We start from the raw sequence: 20,026 nt of genomic DNA, 5'->3' as shown, positions 1-20,026 counted from the left end.
ACGGCGTGCGCGGCCCCGGGTGCTGGCGGACAGCAGCCGGGGCCGTAGTGCATCGGTAGCGAGACAGGAAGGAGAGCGACGATGGGCCTGAAGCAGGACATCGTGATCGTGAACGAGTTCAGCGTGCCGCTGCCCGGCGGCAAGGGATCGCGCGGCGCGACGCCGGGCGACTACGTCACCCGGTACATGGCCCGCGCGCAGGCGACGGAGTCTCTGGCTCCGATCCAGCGTCTGCGCACCGACGACTTCATCCTGCGCTACACGGCGCGGGAGTCCGCCGTCGGGCGCGTCGGCATCTCGCGGGGTGCGACGAAGCACGAGATGCGCCAGGCTCAAGGCGACGGCGGCGTGGCTTTCGGCTACGGCTCGGTCTCGCTCTCGGACGAACAGCTCAAGGCGGCCAGCAAGGACATCCAGCACTACTTCGACGCGGGGCACACCGTGTTGAAGACCGTGCTGTCCTTCGACGAGGAGTACCTGCGGAAGCAAAAGATCATCGACGATGACTTCCGCTGCGAAGCCCGCGGTGACTACCGCGGCCACATCGATCAGATGAAGCTGCGCATGGCGATCATGTACGGCCTGGAGCGGATGAGCTCGGGCACCAGCGGCTTCGACGACCTGCGCTACGTGGGGGTCATCCAGGTCGACACCGAGCATGTGCACTGCCACCTGGCCATGGTCGACGGCGGCCGGGGCCAGGTGACGAAGAACGGCACACAGCGCGGCAAGCTACTGGACCGGCACAAGTCCCGGCTCCGCCGCGGCGTCGATGCCTGGCTCGACGAGAAGCAGGCGGTGGCTCACCTCTCCAGCGCCGTCGGCTACGAGCGGCGCAACGTCACCACCTTCATCAAGCGGTGGGCGCACGAGCGAATCCGTGCCGAGTCCCTGCCGCAGTTTCTGCTCGCCTGCCTGCCTGGGGACCGAACGCTTTGGCGCGCCGGCTCGAACGACGCTCGCATGCGCAAGGCGAACCAGCTGGTGACCGAGCTCGTGAAGGAGCAGCTCGAACGTGCTGGGTCCCCGATGCCGGAGGCCATGGAGCGCATCGTCGACTACGCCAACGAGCGCCGCGCGAAGGAGTCTCTGAGCACGGAGGAATGGCAGAAGCTGGTCGAGCAGGGACGTACGCAGATCACGGAGCGCGCCGTCAACGGCATCTACCAGATGCTGCGAGCCATGCAGGAGTCGGAACTGCGAGTGCGCACGCCGATGCTCGAAGTCATGGGGATGGACTATCAGCAGATGGCGGCGCTGGCTGCAGATCGTCAGGTGGACCACGAGAACACGGAAGCCGATCTGGTCTCCTTCGGCTTCCGGCTGCGCAGCTACGCCTCACGTCTGCAGCATCACCGGGAGAAGGTCGGGGTCTATCGCGATCTCGCTCACCAGTGGGAACAGGCCGAGAAGGCCGGTGCTGCCGCCGAGGATTCGCGCCCGCTCTACGCCTTCTATCGCTTCGAGGAGGACTACCACTGGAGGCTGATGAGCAAGTACCGGCACTTCCTACCCTTTGTCGGGGATGCAGGCGCATGGCACGAGCAGCAGCAGGACGTGGCGGCTTACGGCCAGCGGCTGCTCTCGCTCATGGCCCTGCGCGCGGATGCCTCTCTGCAGCGGATGAAAGACTCCGAGGAGGCCGAGAATCTGGGCCGGACAATCTACGATCAGCCCGGCGGCAGGCTCCTGACCGAGGGCAAGCGCGGCCGGGCGGTGCTGGACGCGCGCATTCGGACGATGAAGCAGTCCTATGACCAGAAGCTGGACGGCCTCCGGGCCGATCTCGCTTCCTCCGGCCTGGTGCTGCGCGTGGGGTCGAGCGCCGAGGATCGGGCGAGTACGGAGACCGACGCGGTCAGCACGGACTTCAAGGTCGTCGTCGGTGCCGCGTATGACTTCGACGAGGTCAAGGGCTTGGATCTACACCACCTGGGCTACGACTTCGTCACCGACGTCCAAATCGGGCCGCGCGCACACCAGGCCTTCGTCGAGACGGCCAGGGATCGCCGACGGCTGCTGCTGGCGGCGATGGACTACCTGGACCAGTCCGGTCAGGCAGAGGCAATTCCCGATCTGCCGGTGAACGATGTCGCGGCGATGACACGGGTCTCCCGGGAGCTGACGCCTCAGCGGACGGGCGAGGGATCCGGCTCGCTCGTGTTGCGTTCCCGAATCGCGGAGCTGCGCGCCGGGCGCGAGCAGGCCGAGCGGATGCGGCAATCCAAGGCTTCCTCGCTGGACGCCGGCCTCGTCGTGCGGGTCCAGGCCCAAGTCGATCAGGCTGTGACCACTCCAGATGCCGAGATGGCATTGGACTCGCATCAGCCGTCCATCTAATCCGTTTTTGAGCCCAACTGGACAGGCCAGTTAGCGGTCTTGTCGAATGACCTATAAGGGTATTAGCGTGAAGAATGTTCGACGGGGACTCAACGCCTTGTTCGGGCGATGTGACTGATCGCGGCCGACTTGCCAGATGACAGTCGGAACAAGTGGAGGGAAGAGACCATGGCACTTCTCAAGGGCAGGGGCGCGATGACCGGAGTCAACCTCATCGCGATAGTCCGCAAGAAGGGCTTCACCAGGGATGGCAAGTCCCAGTACGCCGACATCCAGCTTGACGCTCGAGATCTGCGCGGCCCGAATCAGACGAACCTGCATCTGAAGTCCGATCCGGTTCGGGGTGAGGACGGCAAGGTCCGCCACAACAACGGCGCCCCGTACTCCATCAGTCAGATGGAGGAGATCACCAAGGCCGCGGGGTCGAACACCGAGCCGATCCTGGACAAGGACGGCAACGAGGTCGGCACCATCTACGGCTTCAAGGGCAATGTGATGCCCTCGACGCGCGGCACCGGCCTGGTGGTCAACACCAAGTCCGTCGAGGCCTCCGAGTTCGAGGTCGACAGCAAAACGCTGGACAACCAACTCACCTCCATGCGCACAGCCCGCAGGGCCGAGGCCGCGGCCAAGGAGTCACAGGCCCAGGCTTCGGCCCCCGAGACCGAGTCGGAGCAGGCAGCCGAGGTCGAGGTCGACCAGCCGACGGCCGGCTGAGACCAAGGTCGAGCCTTATGCGAAAGGCCCCTGGAATGACATCCAGGGGCCTTTCGACTGCACGGGACACGAGCGGGATAGGGCAACAGACCATGACGGCTTCGCTGGACCGCTACCACGGGGCGCCTACCTGCCGGCCAGCTCACACCACCGAAACCGTCAGCGCTGCGCGCGCGAGCGCATGCATCTGGACGCACAAGTCGATCGCCTCGACCCACTGGAGTGCACGACCTACGGCTACGAGATGTCGAGCACTGATCGTGCGGCCGCCGGGTTTCGATCCATGACCCAGCCAGTGAGCCCGCCCTTCCCACTCACCATCAAGCGCCCTATCAAGTACGACTCATGATAGGTTTTGACTGATATTGCAGTTGAATCAGCAGTCTTGTCGAGAGGTCTTGTGTGGCATGTTTCAAGAGGTGCAGCTCAACGAGCGCTACCGGCTCCTGTCCAAGCTCTCGGAGCCACTGAAGAAGGCCGAGCGCGACATCGTCGGCCGCGAGCATGAGACGACACAGCTGCTGGCCTCGATGAGCCGTCCCGAGCTGTGCAACGCGCTCCTGTTGGCCGAGGCCGGCACGGGCAAGACGGCCCTGGTCCAGGCCACGATGCTGGTGGACAAGGACCGCCTCTACCTGGAGGTGGACCCGGCGCGCATGATCTCCGAGGCGGGCACCGCCGAGAACATGGCCGCGATCCTCAAGGGCTTCTTCGACGAGGCCGAGGCCTTCGTCAGAAACGAGAGGCACGAACTGGTCCTCTTCATCGACGAGTTCCATCAGGTCGTTCAGCTCTCCGACGCCGCCGTCGAGGCGATCAAGCCGGTCCTCGCCGCATCGGGAACCCGCGGCATCAGGATCATCGCGGCGACAACCTACGAGGAGTTCCACAAGCACATCTCGCCGAACCAGCCGCTCGTCGAGCGACTGCAACGCATCAACCTGAACCCGCCCGACCAGTCGACGACCATCAAGATCCTGCAGGGCATGGCCGAACGATACGGGGTGGCTGACGAGTTCTACGACGACCACATCTTCCGGCAGATCTACGAGTACACCCAGCGCTACATGCCGGCCAGCGCTCAACCGCGCAAGTCGATCCTCGTGCTCGACTCCATGGTCGGCTGGTCTCGCCTGACCCACCGGCCGATGGACCGGGACCTGCTCTCGGACGTGCTCATGGAGACCCTGAACGTCAACGTGGCCTTCAAGGTCGACGGCGCGAAGATCAAGAAGCAGCTGGACGAGAAGGTGTTCAGCCAGGACTGGGCGACCAGCGCGGTGGCACGTCGCCTACAGCTGGCGGTGGCGGACCTCAACGACAAGGGAAAGCCGATGGCGAGCCTGCTGTTCACGGGCTCCACCGGTGTCGGCAAGACCGAACTCACCAAGCAGCTGGCGAAGCTGCTGTTCGGCGATGACCAGCGGCACCTGATCCGTTTCGACATGACGGAGTACGCCGAGGACTCGTCATTCGCGGCCTTCCGCTCCGAACTCACCAAGCGGGTGTGGGACCTCTCCCACGCTGTGCTGCTTTTCGACGAGGTCGAGAAGGCCTCGGCGATGGTCACGCGCGTGCTACTACAGGTGCTCGACGACGGCCGGCTCAACGACGACAACAACCGCGAAGTCAGCTTCCTCAACACGTACATCGTTCTGACGACGAACGCCGGCACGGAGATCTACAAGAGCATCTCGCAGTACGCCGCCGACGACACCGGCTCGGGCAAACAGCTGATGGAGTACGAGAAGCTGATCCGCCGCTCCATCTCCTCGACGACAGGCGACAACCGGTTCCCGCCCGAGCTGCTGGGCCGCATCGACGCGATCGTACCCTTCCAGCCGCTGTCGCTGCCGACGCAGCAGAAGATCGTACGGAAGAAGCTGCGGCAGATGGTGCAGGAGGTGTTCATCAAGCACAACGTGCGGGTCGACGTCGATGCGAGGGTCCTGCAGTACCTCATCGAGGACAAGGGTGACACCGACTCCGATGCCGGCGGCGCGCGTGCGGCCGTGGCGAGGCTGACCGACGAGGTCACCACCGCGGTGGCGACCTTCCTCAACGAGCACCCCTCAGAGCGACGGATCCGCATCGACGTCGTCGGCGACTTGGTCAGCGACGACAAAAACCTGCTGAGTTCCGATGCCTACATCGAGGTCAGTGCGGTGCGATGAGTCGGTCAAGGCCGGGGGGGCCTAGTCGACTAACGAGTCGATAGCCCTTAGACATCCTGTAGTTGCTTACTCCGACAAGGCGACGATAGGATGCTCATAAACCAGGCGGACTGTGTTCTTTGGGCGAAGGGATCGGCATCAATGGGCATTCTGGGAGCGGCGGCGGTCCGCCAGAAGAAGGAACGGAAGAAGAAGCCCGACGAGCTTCTGGCCTCCGTGGTGAGAGAGACGGCGATCCCGGCAGCGGTCGAGTTGCTGCGGTCGAACACTCCGTTCGTCTTTCCCAGCGGCACGGCCTGGGTGATGCTCGTGCTTGCGGCCGACGAGATCGGCGGCTTGAGCAAACGGCACGGCCGGGACGAGGCGAAGGGCTCGATCATCGAGCTCATCAGCTCCGACCAGATCCGCACGGTGGCCACGGCGGAGATGATCGAAGAGGAGGTCTTCGGCATCATCCCCACCGACGAGACTCTCGCGCGCATGGAGGAGTACTCACTGCTCACCGGTGCCACCTACGCCTGGGCCGTCGTGTGGCAGAAGCCCGGCGGCGATCTGCTCGTCGATCTGGTGAACGATGCGACCTTCGCGGAGGCGCGCTTTGTCGCTGCCGGTACCACGAGCCTCGAAGAAGCCGTGGGTAAGAAGGCGTGGGAAGAGCACAGCGGCCTGGTCGCCGAGGCTGGGACCGCTGGCCCCGCCCCGGCGGTCCTCTGGGAGGACGAGGGGGATGCGATCTTCGATGAGATCCCCGGTGGCGAGGGGGCTGACGAGGGCCTGGACGACGAGCCGCGTTTCAGCGACGTCGTCGACGATGAAGGGGTGGACACGCCCGTGTTCGACGGGGACGACGTGGGCACCGCTTCGGTCGAGTCATGGCCGGACCACGACGGCGACGAGGTGACCGGCTACCAGGGCTTCGACGAGACCGACGCCGGCTACGGCGTCGAAGGCGACTACCAGGAGGCCGGCGACGCTGTGCTGCTGGCCGATCAGGCCCAGGTGCGCGATGTCATCGCCCGCCGGTTCCTCTCCGAGGAGCTGGACCTGGACGTCCGGCTCGATGAGTTCAACGCGACCTTCGCCATCGGCGCACCGGTCGTACAGATCGCCGTGCCCGAGGGAGCGACCGAGTGGCTCGGGGACCAGGTCGCCCAGCTCAACCGGCAGGCCAACGCAGACTTGATGCAGCTCCGTTCCGCGCACGAGGTTGAGCTGCGTGCGCTCTACGTCAACCTCATGTCGGCGCACACCGAGCAGGTCATCCGTGCGGTGGCCACCGACCGCGAGGGCTCCCGGTACAAGCTGTTGAAGGACGCGGCTGAGGCTGAGCACCAGCAGCGGCAGACAGAGAGGGAGGAAAAGATCCGAGCCCGCCGGGCGGAGATCGCCAAGGACTACGAGGCGCAGGCCGCCAAGGTGGCCCAGCAGGCGGCGCTCTCGGCGGAGCTGCAGTACAAGGAGCGCAACCGCTCGCGGATGGAGCGCGAGCAGATTGACTCCGTCGCCGAGATCGAGCGGGACATCGAGGATACCCACGCGCACAACCAGCAGGAAATCCTGCGGGTCCGGCGGTCGGACGCAACGCTGAAGATGCAGACCGGGCAGACGCGGATATTCGAGGTGCTGGCCGAACGGCAGTCGGAGTACCTGGCGGCCGAGGAAGAGCGCCTGAACCGGTGGAAGTCCGAGATCCAGCGAATCGTCGACGACAACCGCAAGGCCGACATCGCCCAGTACGAGGCGCTGGCCGAGCACCAGCGGACCACGGACGAGATCGGCATCCTGCGCCGGGAACAGCAGGACCTCCTGGAGTCGGTGCGCTCTGAGCACGCCGACCGGATCCGCCGAATGGAGGACGAGCTCGAACGCAACCGCAAGGACGCCATCATCCAGATGACGACTCGGGACGCCGACTGGCAGCACAACCTCGACCTGGAGAAGGAGAAGACCAACTCCCAGGTGACGCGGGTCACCGACCTGCTCAAGCAGCTGTCGACGGTCGAGGATTCAGTGGCCAAGCGGTACGAAGCACGCCTGACGGAGATGCAGGCCGACAAGGAGTCCTACGCCAACGAGCTGGCGCGGGCTTCCGAGATGCAGAGCCGCTCGAACAAGATCCTCGTCGTCATGATCGTCACGCTCTCGCTCCTGATGGGCGTGGCCGGCTTCATCGTCGGGGTGGTCTTGATCCGTTGAGCGATCCGGTCATGACCGACGGGGTGATCTGACGGCGCATGGGACGCGTTCCCCATGCGCCGTCGTCGTCTGCGCAGGCGGGCGCACTGGACAGCGGGACAGCGAAATGAGCGAGGCTCGGGAGTAAGGAATCACGATGGCCACGAACAGGCGGAAGGCGGCACGGCCGAAGGCGAACAGCTGGGAGAAGATCTCGGCGCGGACGCCCGGCGAGACGCTGACGAACCGAGACGTCTACGACAACCAGCAACTGGACCGCAGCAAGTTCCTGACCCTGAGGTCGACCAGACCGGGCATCGTCGTCGCGGTGATCACCGGAGTGCTGGTGACGGTCGTTGCCTGGGTCCTCTACTCGCTCATCGCCGCGGCGGTGCTCTCGGTGGGCGTGTCCGTGGGCTCGGGTGTGTCCGGCAGCGGCAGCGGCAAACCGAGTGCGTATTACGTTCAGGACACCAAGACGGGTGCGGGCGGCTCGGTCGTGAAGTGTTACCGGCCCCTGACCAAGGACGGCAACCCGGACGTGAAGGCGAAGTGCTACCCCAGCGCTGACGCTGTTCCGGTCCCCGTCTGGTACACCGCGGCGAAGGACGACGAGCTCAGCGCCGACAGGCCGGCTGAGCCCGAGAAGAGCGCGACGACGGTCGGAGAGCAGCTGGCCGACGTCTCGGGGTTCAAGCTCTTCATCACGCTCGGCTCGGGTCTGATGGTCGCCCTCGTCATCGGCACGTGGTTCTCGCGGAGGGTCGCCGCGGCGAACCTGATGAACACCACGAGCGACATCAACCAGTACCAGAACGACCAGCACATCGCTCTGCCGGAAGAGATCCAGCAGAACTACGACTGGTTCCCCGACGCCGGCGCTCACTCGAGCGTGCAGGTCAGCTCGATGCTCAGTCACATGATGCTCAGGCAGAAGGGTCTGGGCACCGTCGAGGTCGCCCAGCGCGCCAAGAAGGACGTCATCGATGAGGAGGGGAACCTCGCCTATTACGCCGGCGAGGTCATGGACGACGACGAAGGCAGTCCGCTGACGCAGACCCTGCCGATCATCGACGAAGGCTTCGGCGACGAGCTGTTCGAGGCTTCCGGCCTCCCCGATGACAAGACCCTGCGGCAGAAGTACGACACCACTCGCATCCCGTACAACCCTGACGGCAAGAACCGGGACAAACTCGGCTTCGGATCGGACATGTACAAGACCGTCGCCGCCCTGATCAAGGAGGACTGGACGTTCCCGGCGTACGAGGTCCAGCGCCCCGCCGGGGCGTACGTAGTCGATACCGCGCCGGTGAACACGATGGTTCTGGCCATTACCCGAGCCGGTAAGGGCCAGACGTACATCGAGCCGGTCATCGACATGTGGTCGCGAGAGAAGAAGCCCTCGAACATGGTCATCAACGACCCCAAGGGCGAGCTGTTGGTGAAGAACTACGTACCCCTGGTCACACGCGGGTTCGAACCGGTGCAGTTCAACCTGATCAACTCCATGAAGACCGACATCTACAACCCCCTGGGGCTGGCGGCCGACGCAGCGCGTGAAGGCAACTTCACCAAGTGCGCACTGTACGTGGAGAACATCGCCAAGATCTTCTTTCCGATCGACGGCGGCGAGGACCCGGTCTGGCCCAACGCCGCCAACAACGCCTTCAAGCGCGCGGCCTACGGACTCATCGACTTCTACCTGGAGGAGGAACGGGAGCTGCGCAGCGCCGCAGCCGTGCTGAATATGGACCCGGCGCTGCTCGAGCAGAAGCTCGATGACCTCTGGGGCAAGGTCACGCTCTACAACTGCTACCAGCTCTTCGTGCAGATGAGCTCGAAGAAGATCAAGAACCCTGAGGCCGAACTGGAGAAGCGGGTCAAGGCCGGCGAGTTCGAGAACAACGGGGACGCCCTGGCCGAGGAGCAGGAGAGGGCTGCGGCCCAGGCCTTCATGTGGGAAGGCAAGGCCGATCAGGACATGCTCAGCCTGTACTTCAACGCGAGCGAAGAGCTGCCCCGCAACAACATGCGCACGATGGTGGGCAACGCCCACAACGCGCTGCGCTCGATGGCCGGGGCGGAGAAGATGCTCGCCTCGGTGTACGGCATCGCGATCACCGCCATGTCGTTCTTCACCGACCCCACGATCTCGACGCTGACCTCGGGCAAGCCGTCGCAGAACACCGACCTGGCCGGCCTGAGCTTCCCGCGTCGCCTCGGCGTGCGCTTCGCGCCGAACTACGTCAAGCGCGACCACCTCGTCGGTCAGCAGGCCGTGTGGTCGGCCTACGCGGACCCCATGTTCACCAAGAGCCTCGGCGAGGACTTCGAGCACGAGGAGATCGTCGGCCGCGAAGGTTGGGCCCGGTACAACTTCAAGGGCAAGTTCCCTGACAACGAAGCCTGGCTCAAGCTGGAGCTGGTCAACCCACAGACGAAGATGCTGGTGCGCACCTTCTACTTCAGCTTCACGAAGACCCACCAGGTCTCGCTCAACGGCCGGCACTACGTGGTCGAGCCGGTGACGGGCAAGAAGATCGTGAAGAACGGCGTGATGCGTGAGCTGAAGCCGGTGCGTGAGGGTGGCACTCGGGACGGGAAGATCCTGTCCTTCCAGGCCGGGGACACGCTCTACCCGGACACGCGACTCGACTTCTCCGGCGGCGGCAACCCGGAGAAGGTCTCGTATCAGGCACGGGCGGTCACGCAGAAGTTGTCTCGCTACTCGGAGTCCCCGAAGGCGCTGTTCCTAGTGACTCCGCCTCACCTGATGAAGTACGCGAAACTGATCCTGATCTTGGTCAAGCAGCTGTTCGACGTGAGCGCCGACCAGGCGTACATGACGAAGTCAAACCAGAAGCCGCTCTACCGCACGCGGTTCATGCTCGACGAGCTCGGCAACCTGCAGTCGGAGGGCAAGGGCATCGACGGCTTCGCGACGATGCTCTCCATCGGCCTGGGCCAGGAGCAGCAGTTCACGCTCATCCTGCAGACCCTGCAGCAACTGCGCGACGTCTACGGTGAGAGCGTCGACAAGATCGTGCAGGGCAACACCTCGAACATCGTCTTCTTGAAGTCCACGGACGACTCGATGATCGAGACGCTGGAGAAGATGAGCGGCAAGACTCACCGGTCGTACAGGGACAGCAAGCAGATCAGCCAGGATCTCGACAAGGTCATCGGCGGCAAGACCGAGGGCCGGGTCTCCTACACGATGAGCACCAAGGAAGAGCCGCTGATCAGCTACAACGACATGGCCTTCCTCTCGCCGCGCAACTCGATCGTCTTCCGGGCCGGCGATGCGCCGATCTGGAACCGCAACCAGACGATCCTGCCGATGTCGTTCCGGCTACTGGGGAACACGATCAAGCACCCGGGGCACACGTACTCGCTGCAGACGATCCCCACGCTGTCCAGTGCCATGGACTTCGACGTGCGGATGAATCAGCCGGACTTCGTGAAGATGCTGGAGAAGCGCATGCGGCAGGCGGTCAAGGCCGCGGACGCGAAGGCGCAGTACAAGGAGATCTACGGCTACCAGGAGGTCGACATCGAGCGCCTGGACCCGGATGTCTACGCCGACGAGGTCATGGAGGTCATCACGACGATGACCACGGTCGACAAGTGCCAGGACCCCAACGCTCCGGTGGTCGTCGACCCCGACGAGTACGAGGGGATGAGCATGTTCGACGAGGACCAGTTCATCGAGAACGTCGAGGTCGGGGTCGCAGTCGCCGAGAGTCAGGCGCTCAGCGTCGAGCGGCAGCGTCTGCTCTACGCGGAGGGGACGATCAGCAAGGAGATGCTGGTCAATCCCGACGGCTCGGCAAAGGTCAAGAGCCTGGACATCGAGATCGGTGAGGCTTACAAGTCCGCGCAGACCGAGTTGGAACAGGATCGCGAGCACTTCTCGGTCGGCGGCGACGGCGAACTGCGCAGCGCCGATGGGTCTCAGACCTACATCAGCCAGATCCGCTCGGACGCATACGCCAATGCCGCCCGCCGGATCAACGGCCACGTGAACGACAAGGACTCGCGGGTGTTCGCGGAGGAGGACGTCACCGAGGAGGACCTGAAGTCGCTGGCGACGGTGAGGGTCTACTCGGCCTTCTACCAGTACCTGGCCTCGCTGCCGAGCTGGGAGGTGCTGGCCGACGGCCGGTTCGACAGGGCGATGGCCATCGAGATGAACTCGAAGTAGCTGACGGCCGCTCGGGGTCGGACAAGGATCACAACCAGTGCCGAGGCCATCTCTCACCTAAGAGAGACAGCCTCGGCACTGACCTTTTGAATAGCCTCCAACTCTCTTTCGATAGGCGATGTAGGCTCTATGCAACCCGGAGCGTCCACAGGAGGCTGATTAACCATGAAGAAGGCACGCGGACTGCGCAGGTACTTCTACGAGTACGTCTACTACAAGGCAGTCGAGCAGGCCCGGGCGCAGACCGGACAAGTCGTTCCGATCTCCCAGGCCAAGGCGATCCGCGCCCGAGTCGACGAGATCCTCGGCCGGCGGGGCACCGCACTGGCCGACCCGCGGCTGGGCATCACGGACTGCCTCTCTGCCATCGACCAGGCGTTCGCGGAGAAGGTGTCCGGCTACGAGCCGCAGTTCGGTGATCATTCCCCGCAGAACGAGCGCTATCAGCAGTCGCAGCGGGAGTTCACCCGCGTCACCGGTGTCGGTGCCCAGGTCGACCCGAAGTCGGCCGGGCTGCCGATCAGCCCCTATGACCCCGACTGGTCCGAACGCGCGACCGTGAAGCGCGCCGGGACCGCGCTGGTGTACCTGCCGGACGAGACGATCGGACGCGTGGCCGGCGGTGAGGTGGAAACCCTGGCCGATCCGCGGCGCGGAAACATGGTGCTCTGGCGCATCGGCGACGACGGCAGGCCGTTCGAGGCAGGCCGCGCGATGACGGACGACGACGCCGCTGGACTCACCGCGCTGATGGACAAGATGAGCCGGCAGGAGTACGACCAGGTGCGCGAGTGGGTCATCGACGGCGGCCGGGACCCGCAGACGAACCGCGTCGACCGCAACCGCTTCATGTCCCCGCGCGCCGTGGCGCGCTCGGCCGCTCTGCTCGAAGAGCTGAAGGCCCAGGGCGTGTCCTATGAGGTGATGCGCGACCGCGAGCCAGGTCAGATCAAGGCGAAGATCGCTGGGACCGGCATGGAGATCCGCCTCACCGACACACGTCAGGAGGAGTACGCCGGAGCTCGGGTATACGACAACGGCACCGTGCTGCGCTACTCGACGAACTACCGGGTTCCCGGCGGCATGGCGGTCTACTCTCCCTCGCCGACGGAGGCTGTCCAACTACTGCGCTTCGCCCAGGGACATCGCGTCGAGCGTACGGATCTGCCGGGGCACGCCGCCGGCGAGACCGGCGCGACACATCAGGAGCGCGGCCGTGACCGCATGGTCGATGTGCCCGACAGCTACCACGGCGTTGACCGTGAGTCGATGTTCGTGGTCGGCGACTACGTGGCCCCCGGTGGGCCCGGCCCTCGGCCCGGCTCGAAGGTGATGCTGCGCCGGGAGGCGAAGAACCGCTCTCTGCCGGCCTTTTTCCTCGACACCGAGCTGGCCGAGGCCTATGCGAAGACCGCCGTCGAGAGCGCTCGGGAGAACCTGCAGGCAGCCCTTGGCGTCGAGGATCTCATTGCTCGTGCCGAGACGGAGCTGGAGCGAACCGGCGGACAGCTGGATGCGATCGAACCGCCGGAGTACTCGGCTGACTCTGAGGTCGCTGCGATCCAGCGCTCCTACTGGGACGTGCTCACAGGCGCGCGCAGCGAACTGCTGCGCCCGGGTGCGACCGAAGAGATGTACCAGGAACGGCTGGAGGGGATCGGCGAGCTGCAGGCCGAGGAGGCGCCCGAGATGGGCAACCTTGTCTACGGCGGCACCGTCGTCGAGAAGGTCCGACAGCACGCTGAGGACGTTCCCTTCGAACTCATCGGGACCTGGGAGGCAGAGCCCCATGACGTCGACGGCGAGTGGGTCGATCAGCGCTTCAACCCGGAGCGGGTGGCGCGATACATGACCAGCCCCACCGGGCAGTGGTCGAACCTCGACAACCTCGCCTCAGCGCTTCGTCGTTGCGAGATCTCCCCTGACGAGATCATGGGCTCGACCTTCCAGACGACCCGGTTCAAGGACCGGCTCGTCCGCTTCAACGCCGAGCGTTCCGTGCCGATCGCCGACCACGAATCTGCGTTCATACGGCGTATCGGGGTCACCGTGCGTGAGAGCATCGAGCGCAACGCGGCGAAGGTCTCCGAGATCCTGGTCGACGAGCACGGCGTCATTCGCTGGAGTGGCGCGAAGCTTCGCCGTGACGGGAAGGGAACTCCGATCTCGGGTGAGATCGGCCAGGTCTTCGATGTCGGCGAGTACGGCGAGATCACCACCGCCTTCGCCAGCGGGCAGAACGCCCTCATCGTGCCCGGCTACATGGCCACGATCACGGCCCAGACTCCGGGCGAGGCTCCGACCTCGGTCGAGGAACGCACGCGCCTGCGCGGCTACGAACAGCTCATGCACGAGCGCATCCAGTACCAGATCGCCGGCGACCTCACCGCCGGGCGCAGCGAGACCGGCGAGCCCTCCTCCCTCAACACGGTCTACTCGCAGCTGTACGGCACCAAGCACCCGATCGACTTCATCGAGCGGGCCACCACGTACCAGCGGGACGAGTCCACCGGCGAGATCAAGGCGCACCTGGAGGAGTGGACGGCAGCGATCCTGCAGACCGAGGCGCGCCGTGTGCGCTACTCCAACGAGATCAAGGCCGGCTCGACGGTCTACGCCGAGTACAGGTCCCAGCGCGACCGAACCGACCCGGCTGATGACAACCGCTTCGACGCCTGGCGGCTCACCGGCGGGCGGAACATGACGGTGCTCACCGGCAAGGACCGGAACAACGTGGCTGCGCCCAGCGGCTACTTCGACCCGGTGATGACCGGAGGCGCGACCAACCAGGGCATCGTGCGGTACCTGACCAGTCAGGCCCAGGTCGACACCGATGGTCGGATCGTGCCGGGCGACGAGAGCGTGGCCGGACAGCGTGCGCCGCTCATGGCTCTCCCCGAGCTCGAGACGCTGCGGTACGACCCGTTCGACCGTCAGCAGATGACGGCCTCGACGATCATGCAGTCCTCTGCGGTCACCGCGCCGGTGAAGACGGCGCTGATGACCTTCGGCGGCTGGACGGCTGATGACCCGATCGTGGTGTCGAAGGAGTTCGCCGGGCGCCACCGCATCCGCGGGGCCGGCGGTCAGGAGCGCGCTCTCGTCGTGGGCGACAAGATCTCGGATCTGCACGGCAACAAGGGCGTGATCTCGCTGATCGTCGACCGGGACATGCCTCTGCACGACGCGCGGCAGCAGGCCGTCGTCGAAGAGGTCAACTGGTTCCGGGCCAACCCGGGTCTGGACGTGGTGATGAGTCCGTTCAGTCTCATCTCCCGGCGCAACGCGGGCTCGGCGCGCGAGCTGATGAGCGGGAACGTCTCCGATCTGCGCTCGCCCAACGGAGAACTGCGGCCGAGTGCCCTGGGCGAGATGCGCTTCGTGGTCACCCATATGGCCGTCGACGAGAAGACGAAGATCTACGACGACGAGCAGGTGCGTGCCGGCAAGGGCCGTAAGGCCTCCTCTCAGCTGGCCTGGGCGCTGCAGTCTCAGGACTGCCCGGCGATCATGCGCGAGTTCTACGGCCACAACAGCGGGGCCGAGTCGAGCCTGCGCGAGTACCTGCTGGTATCCGGCATGGACATGGACGCTGACGGCACGCTGCGCGTGATCGGCCAGGCTGAGGCCCTCGACGAGCGTCCCGAGCGTCGGTTCATCCCGATGCCCGACTTGCTGCGCACGCAGCCGCGCAAGGCGGGCCAGCTCCCGGGACTGAATATCATGGCGATGCGCAAGTCCTTCGGCGACCTCATCGGCGACCGCGGCGGCGACATGGAGATCCCGTTCCCGCTCACATATCCGACTGGTGAGCAGACCGAGACGGTGAGCGCGAGCTCGTGGAAGCTGCCGGTGATGTCCTCGCATCTGCGCAGTGGTCAGGAGTTCGAGGACGGGTCCTCCGTCCCGCACGACTACACCCGCGCCTACCAGGACGTCTTCGTGGAGGCTTGCCGCTACCGCTACATGGCCGAGCAGCTGGACGGCCAGGGTCTGTCCGCCGAGAAGCGCGCCGAGGTGCGTCGCGCCATGAGCGAAAGGGTCTCGCATGCTCAGCGCGCCTTCGAAGCGATCACGACCGACGTCCAGAACCGAGTGCTGACAGGCAAGAGCAACATCTTCAAGACCGGGCTGATGGCCTCACGGCTCACCGACTCGGCGACGATGGTGTGGACCGCGGACCCACGGCTGAACGTCGACCAGGTTGCGCTCAGCTCGGTCAAGGCCGAGCAGCTGGGGCTTGCCGAGGGCGACCACGCGCTGGTGTGGCGTGACCCGGTGCTCCGTGACGCCGGCGTGCGCTACCTGCGGGTCGCGATCGACGACCGACTCACCGGCGCCGCGATCAACCCGGTGATGGACGCTTGCTTCGACGGCGACTTCGACGGTGACGCCGTCGCCGTGGTGAAGCTGCACAGCGAGGCAGCCAAGGCTGAGGCCCTGGCGAAGCTCTCGGTGCCGGCCAACCTGTTGGACACCGGAGTGGTCAAGGGCGATGGTTCACACCCGCTGGCCATGCAGGTGTCGCTGGACACCCAGGTCGCACTGTCCAAGGACGCTGGATTGGCCGCTGAGTTGGAGGGTTCGCGGAGCCAGGCGAACCGGCTCCGGCTGCAGGCACTCACGGGTTCGGATTCGCCGGAGGACATCAAGCTCGCCCAGCAGGTCGTGACGCAGGAGCTGAGCGGGCTGTACCGCCAGGCGCAGCGTGGCGAGTTCGGTACGGCACTGACGTTCTCGGATCGCGAGGCGCACCTGCAGAGCGTGCGCGAGGTCTGTGTCGAGACCGGCGCCAAGGGGAACGAGCAGAAGCTCACCGACTACGCCCGGAACCTGGGCGATGCGCAGGGCGTGCCCGGCATCACGCAGACCGACCAGGAAGCCTCGATGTTCGCCACGGCGATCAAGTCACATGGCACCGGCCTGGGCGGCTCGTTCAGCCAGCGCGCCGTGCGCGCGCTGCGCGGCAAGGACCTCAAGGCCGTCCTGGAGGTCACCTACCCGGTGACCCAGTCGATCCTGCAGGCCAAGCACGACGCCGCCGAGGCCCGGCACAAGTACGCGATGCTCCAGGGCCCCGGCCGCGATCTCTGGAGGGGCCGCAGAATCGAACAGGTCGGCCCGAGCCTGTGGCACACGCCATTCGTCGACGGTGAGCCCGTCCAGGCTATGGAGGAGGAGTGGAAGAAGCAGTTCGTCGAGTTCTACGAGTCCAAGGAGGGCTTCGGAGTCACGGTCAACCCGGAGTACGTGGCCCGCGTGGCCAGTGCGCTGAAGGACCCGACGACCGGGCTCATCCGCAACTTGGAAGAAGACGTGTCGCTGCGGGGCACCGTGATGGACCGGATGGCCTACGGCGGCGCGTTCACCGATCTGGTCGAGGCGGCCAAGAACCGCGAGAGCGTCTACGACGGCGAGAAGAACGAGCAGTTCGCGTCCTCGGGGACTCTGAAGGCTCGGGTGCAGGCGTCCTGGCAGCTCGATCAGCTGGGCTCCACCAAGACGCACAGCCTGGACAACGCCGTAATCGCTGTCGATGACTCGGGGGTCAAGCGCGACGTGATCTCGCGAGACGCACAGGCGTCCCGCACCCGCGGCTCGAATCGCCGCTCCGCGCATGCCGTTGGCGTGGGCCCGACGCGCCGGGTCTACAGGCCGAGCATGGAGATCGATGAGCCGGAGGCCAACGGCGGCGACTACGGGATGGGGTACTGAGATGGCACAGCACAAGGCACTGGGAACAGGACCCGCGGGCCGCCGGCGCGCGATCAAGGTGCTTCCGGTTGGCGACGATCGGCTTCGGACCGGTGAGCCGCGAGGCAACACCTATGCCAACTGGGCCTCGCGCTCGGACGAGCCGATCGACGCCGAGGTGATCGACGATCCGGGGCCGCAGGACGCAGACGGTGCGCGCGCCTGGCGTGAGCGGCTCCGGGACCGTGCCCGCGAGTTCTTCGGTGAGAAGACCCGGAAGCGGATGGCCGACCGTGAGCGCGTGCACGGGATCGATGTCGACCGCGCCGAGGACGAGAGCGAGGGCCTGGATCAGCGCGAGCAGCTGCTCAAACTCAGGGCGGAGACGCGGCTGGCCAGCGAGAAGTACATGGCCTCGCTGCGGGACTCGAAGCTGTTGGTGCCCGGCTTCGACGACGAGGAGCGGACCCAGGATCTCGGCGTCATGCACGACGTCTACATGCAGATGATGATGCAGTCGTGTCTCAAGCCGCTCTCGCGCGGAGTGAATGCCAATTCGATCATCCAGGCGGTCGGCATGGTGATGACGATGCGGATGCTCGCCCCGGATTTCAAGAAGGAGATGGACAGCTACCTCCAACCCCTCAAGGACAAGATCCAGGAGCGCATCGACACGAGGGCCCGTGGCATGGTGGCCTTTGCCGAGAGCGGCATCACGCACCGGCAGAGGATCTTCAAGGACCTGCCGAGCGACGCCCGGCGCGAGCGCCTGATCGGCAGCACGGATCCGCGTGACCACCTGACGAAGAAGTGGCGCAAGCGCTTCGACGCCATGCAGCATCGTGAGCGCGGCCACCGGGAGATGTTCACTCCGGACTCGGCAGCCATGACCGAGGTCGCGCTCATGGAGAGCGCCTTCTGGAAGATGCGTGAGCCGGGCGCGGACGTCGGCCTGATCCGCGATAGCTACCGGGCGCTGCGCAAGCGGCTGCACGAGCAGATGAGCGAAGACGGCCTGGAGCGCCGGGAGGTCGTCCAGCGCGCCCGAAAGATCATCGGCGAGCGGATGGAGTACGAGCCCGAGCTGCGCACGATGTTCAACGGCGTGGCCCACGGACGGATCGTCAAGGCCCCTGCACACGAGCAGCAGATCGCGGGCTCCGACCGGGTCCACACGGTTTGGAGCGGGGAGTTCGACGACCAGCTGGGCCAGCGTCTGCCCGAGGACGGGATGTTCACACTGCGCCGGCCTATGGACGCGGACGCCCACCAGGTTCAGCTCGCCGAGACGATGAAGACCTCGCTTCTCAACGCGCTGGGCCGCGGTGACCAAGAGGCCTACGGGGGCAACATGCTGGGCTACCTGGTCGGCTTCGCGGCGCAGAAGCAGGGTCTGGACACCAGCGGGCTGCCCGGCATGCTCCAGCACCGCCTGGACCAGTCCGAGGTGATGATCGCGAGCATGGACATCGACGGTCTGCCACCCGAGGAGCAGCAGCGGGTCTACTCCAACGCCTACGTCGACGCGATAGAGGCAGTGAACGAGAAGTACCCGGATCTTGAGCCTCAGCTGAAGCGGAGCCTCGGCGAGAACTGGCAGCAAGCACTGCAGACGGCGGTCGACGACCCCGGGGCCTTCTTCGAGGAGCAGCGGCTCAAGGCGCGGTCGCGCCCTACGGGTCCGTCGGCCGAGCAGGAGGCCGGCGCGCAGGACAACGGCCCGAACGCTGGGGCCGACTCCGAGGACTACCAGCCCACCTGAGCGCGATCCGGGAGCACGAACAAGGAGCAGGAGGAGGGGGCATGAACCAGGAACAGAACGAGGGACAGCAGGTCAGGTTCGGATCGCGCTTCGCGCGGATGTTCGGCTACGTCACACCGGAGGATCGGAGCCGATGGGAGCAGCAGCGGGCGCAGAACAGGCCGAACGTCAACGCGATCAAGCAGGGCGCGATGTCGGCACTGAGTTCGATGTTGGAGTTCGGAGAGCGCAGCATCGGCGCGAAGCTCGATGCGGCCGACCGCGTGGCGGCGCAGCAGCGGTTCGGGGAGTCTCACGACAAGGTCGTGAACCGGCGCCGCGATCCGAACACGCGGACCATCATCGAGTCGGTCGGCTATGAGCCCGAGGACGACCGGGAGGGGATCGAGCCAGATCTGGAAATCTAGTCAAATGAGCAAAGATAAGCATGGCGACTGCACTTGATACGCCCAACTCCTCTTCTCCACTCACGCCTATCTCCGATAGACTGGTTTCTCAGTGGAACCGTGTAATGAACGACGATAGGGCAGGGTGTAGACATGGAAACGACGAAGACACCGCGTGTCAGTAAGCGCGAATTCATCTCGCGGGTCGCGACTCGCAGCAAGTTGCCCGTCCGGGTGGTGAACAAGGTATACGAGTCGTTGCTTGGTGAACTCACTGGCGCGGTCAGCTGCGGAGAGGCGGTCGTACTCAAGAGCTTCGGCCGCTTCTACCGGCAGGACCATAAGGGTCACAAGGTGCGCTTCGGCAAGAGCAACGTCGATGACTACGTGGTTCTCAAGTTCTCCGCATCGAGCAGCTTCAACCGCCGACTGGGGGGCAATGGGGACGACGCCTCACGCGATACCTACGGGGCGATCGGGGATGCCGACGAGTTCGAAAACGTCATTGAAGGTCGTGAGCTGCGGCCCGCGTCGTAGACAGCGAGGAGCCGACAGAAAGGAAAATCCCCGTGAT

9 protein-coding genes are annotated in these 20,026 nt (G+C 65.3%); all 9 read left to right on the top strand.

The annotated features are described in order from the left end of the window. Positions 1 to 81: 81 nt before the first annotated feature. The 9 genes from mobL to AB8A24_RS13370 all read left to right on the top strand — a co-directional run bounded on the left by mobL (position 82) and on the right by AB8A24_RS13370 (position 19,989). A complete protein-coding gene (gene mobL, locus AB8A24_RS13410) occupies positions 82 to 2,340 on the top strand; it encodes a relaxase MobL (RefSeq protein WP_328964240.1) in 2,259 nt (752 codons plus the stop codon). A gap of 168 nt (positions 2,341 to 2,508) precedes the next feature. Further along, positions 2,509 to 3,057 carry a hypothetical protein gene (locus tag AB8A24_RS13405; RefSeq protein WP_369475735.1) on the top strand — a complete coding sequence of 183 codons (549 nt, stop codon included), beginning with the start codon at positions 2,509 to 2,511 and terminating at the stop codon, positions 3,055 to 3,057. 419 nt (positions 3,058 to 3,476) lie between these two features. Next, complete coding sequence (locus tag AB8A24_RS13400; protein WP_328964238.1) at positions 3,477 to 5,231, top strand: AAA family ATPase; 1,755 nt, start codon at positions 3,477 to 3,479, stop codon at positions 5,229 to 5,231. A gap of 141 nt (positions 5,232 to 5,372) precedes the next feature. Then, positions 5,373 to 7,427, top strand: coding sequence for a hypothetical protein (locus AB8A24_RS13395; protein ID WP_328964237.1), 2,055 nt, complete (start codon positions 5,373 to 5,375; stop codon positions 7,425 to 7,427). A gap of 136 nt (positions 7,428 to 7,563) precedes the next feature. Further along, positions 7,564 to 11,610: a type IV secretory system conjugative DNA transfer family protein gene (locus AB8A24_RS13390; RefSeq protein WP_369475732.1), complete on the top strand. Its 4,047-nt coding sequence runs from the start codon at positions 7,564 to 7,566 to the stop codon at positions 11,608 to 11,610. A 165-nt stretch (positions 11,611 to 11,775) separates the two neighbouring features. After that, the gene (locus AB8A24_RS13385) at positions 11,776 to 17,325 is read left to right on the top strand and encodes a hypothetical protein (protein WP_369475730.1); all 5,550 of its coding nucleotides are present in this window, start codon (positions 11,776 to 11,778) and stop codon (positions 17,323 to 17,325) included. A gap of 1 nt (position 17,326) precedes the next feature. Beyond that, a complete protein-coding gene (locus tag AB8A24_RS13380; RefSeq protein ID WP_369475729.1) occupies positions 17,327 to 19,066 on the top strand; it encodes a hypothetical protein in 1,740 nt (579 codons plus the stop codon). Positions 19,067 to 19,107: 41 nt separating this feature from the next. Next, complete coding sequence (locus tag AB8A24_RS13375; RefSeq protein ID WP_369475728.1) at positions 19,108 to 19,473, top strand: hypothetical protein; 366 nt, start codon at positions 19,108 to 19,110, stop codon at positions 19,471 to 19,473. 132 nt (positions 19,474 to 19,605) lie between these two features. Beyond that, positions 19,606 to 19,989 carry an HU family DNA-binding protein gene (locus AB8A24_RS13370; protein WP_369475726.1) on the top strand — a complete coding sequence of 128 codons (384 nt, stop codon included), beginning with the start codon at positions 19,606 to 19,608 and terminating at the stop codon, positions 19,987 to 19,989. Positions 19,990 to 20,026 lie beyond the last annotated feature (37 nt).

This window comes from Streptomyces sp. BF23-19 (assembly GCF_041106355.1).
GTDB lineage: Bacteria > Actinomycetota > Actinomycetes > Streptomycetales > Streptomycetaceae > Streptomyces > Streptomyces virginiae_A.
The sequence above is the reverse complement of the archived record's forward strand: the minus strand, read 5'-3'. Positions and strand labels throughout refer to the sequence as shown.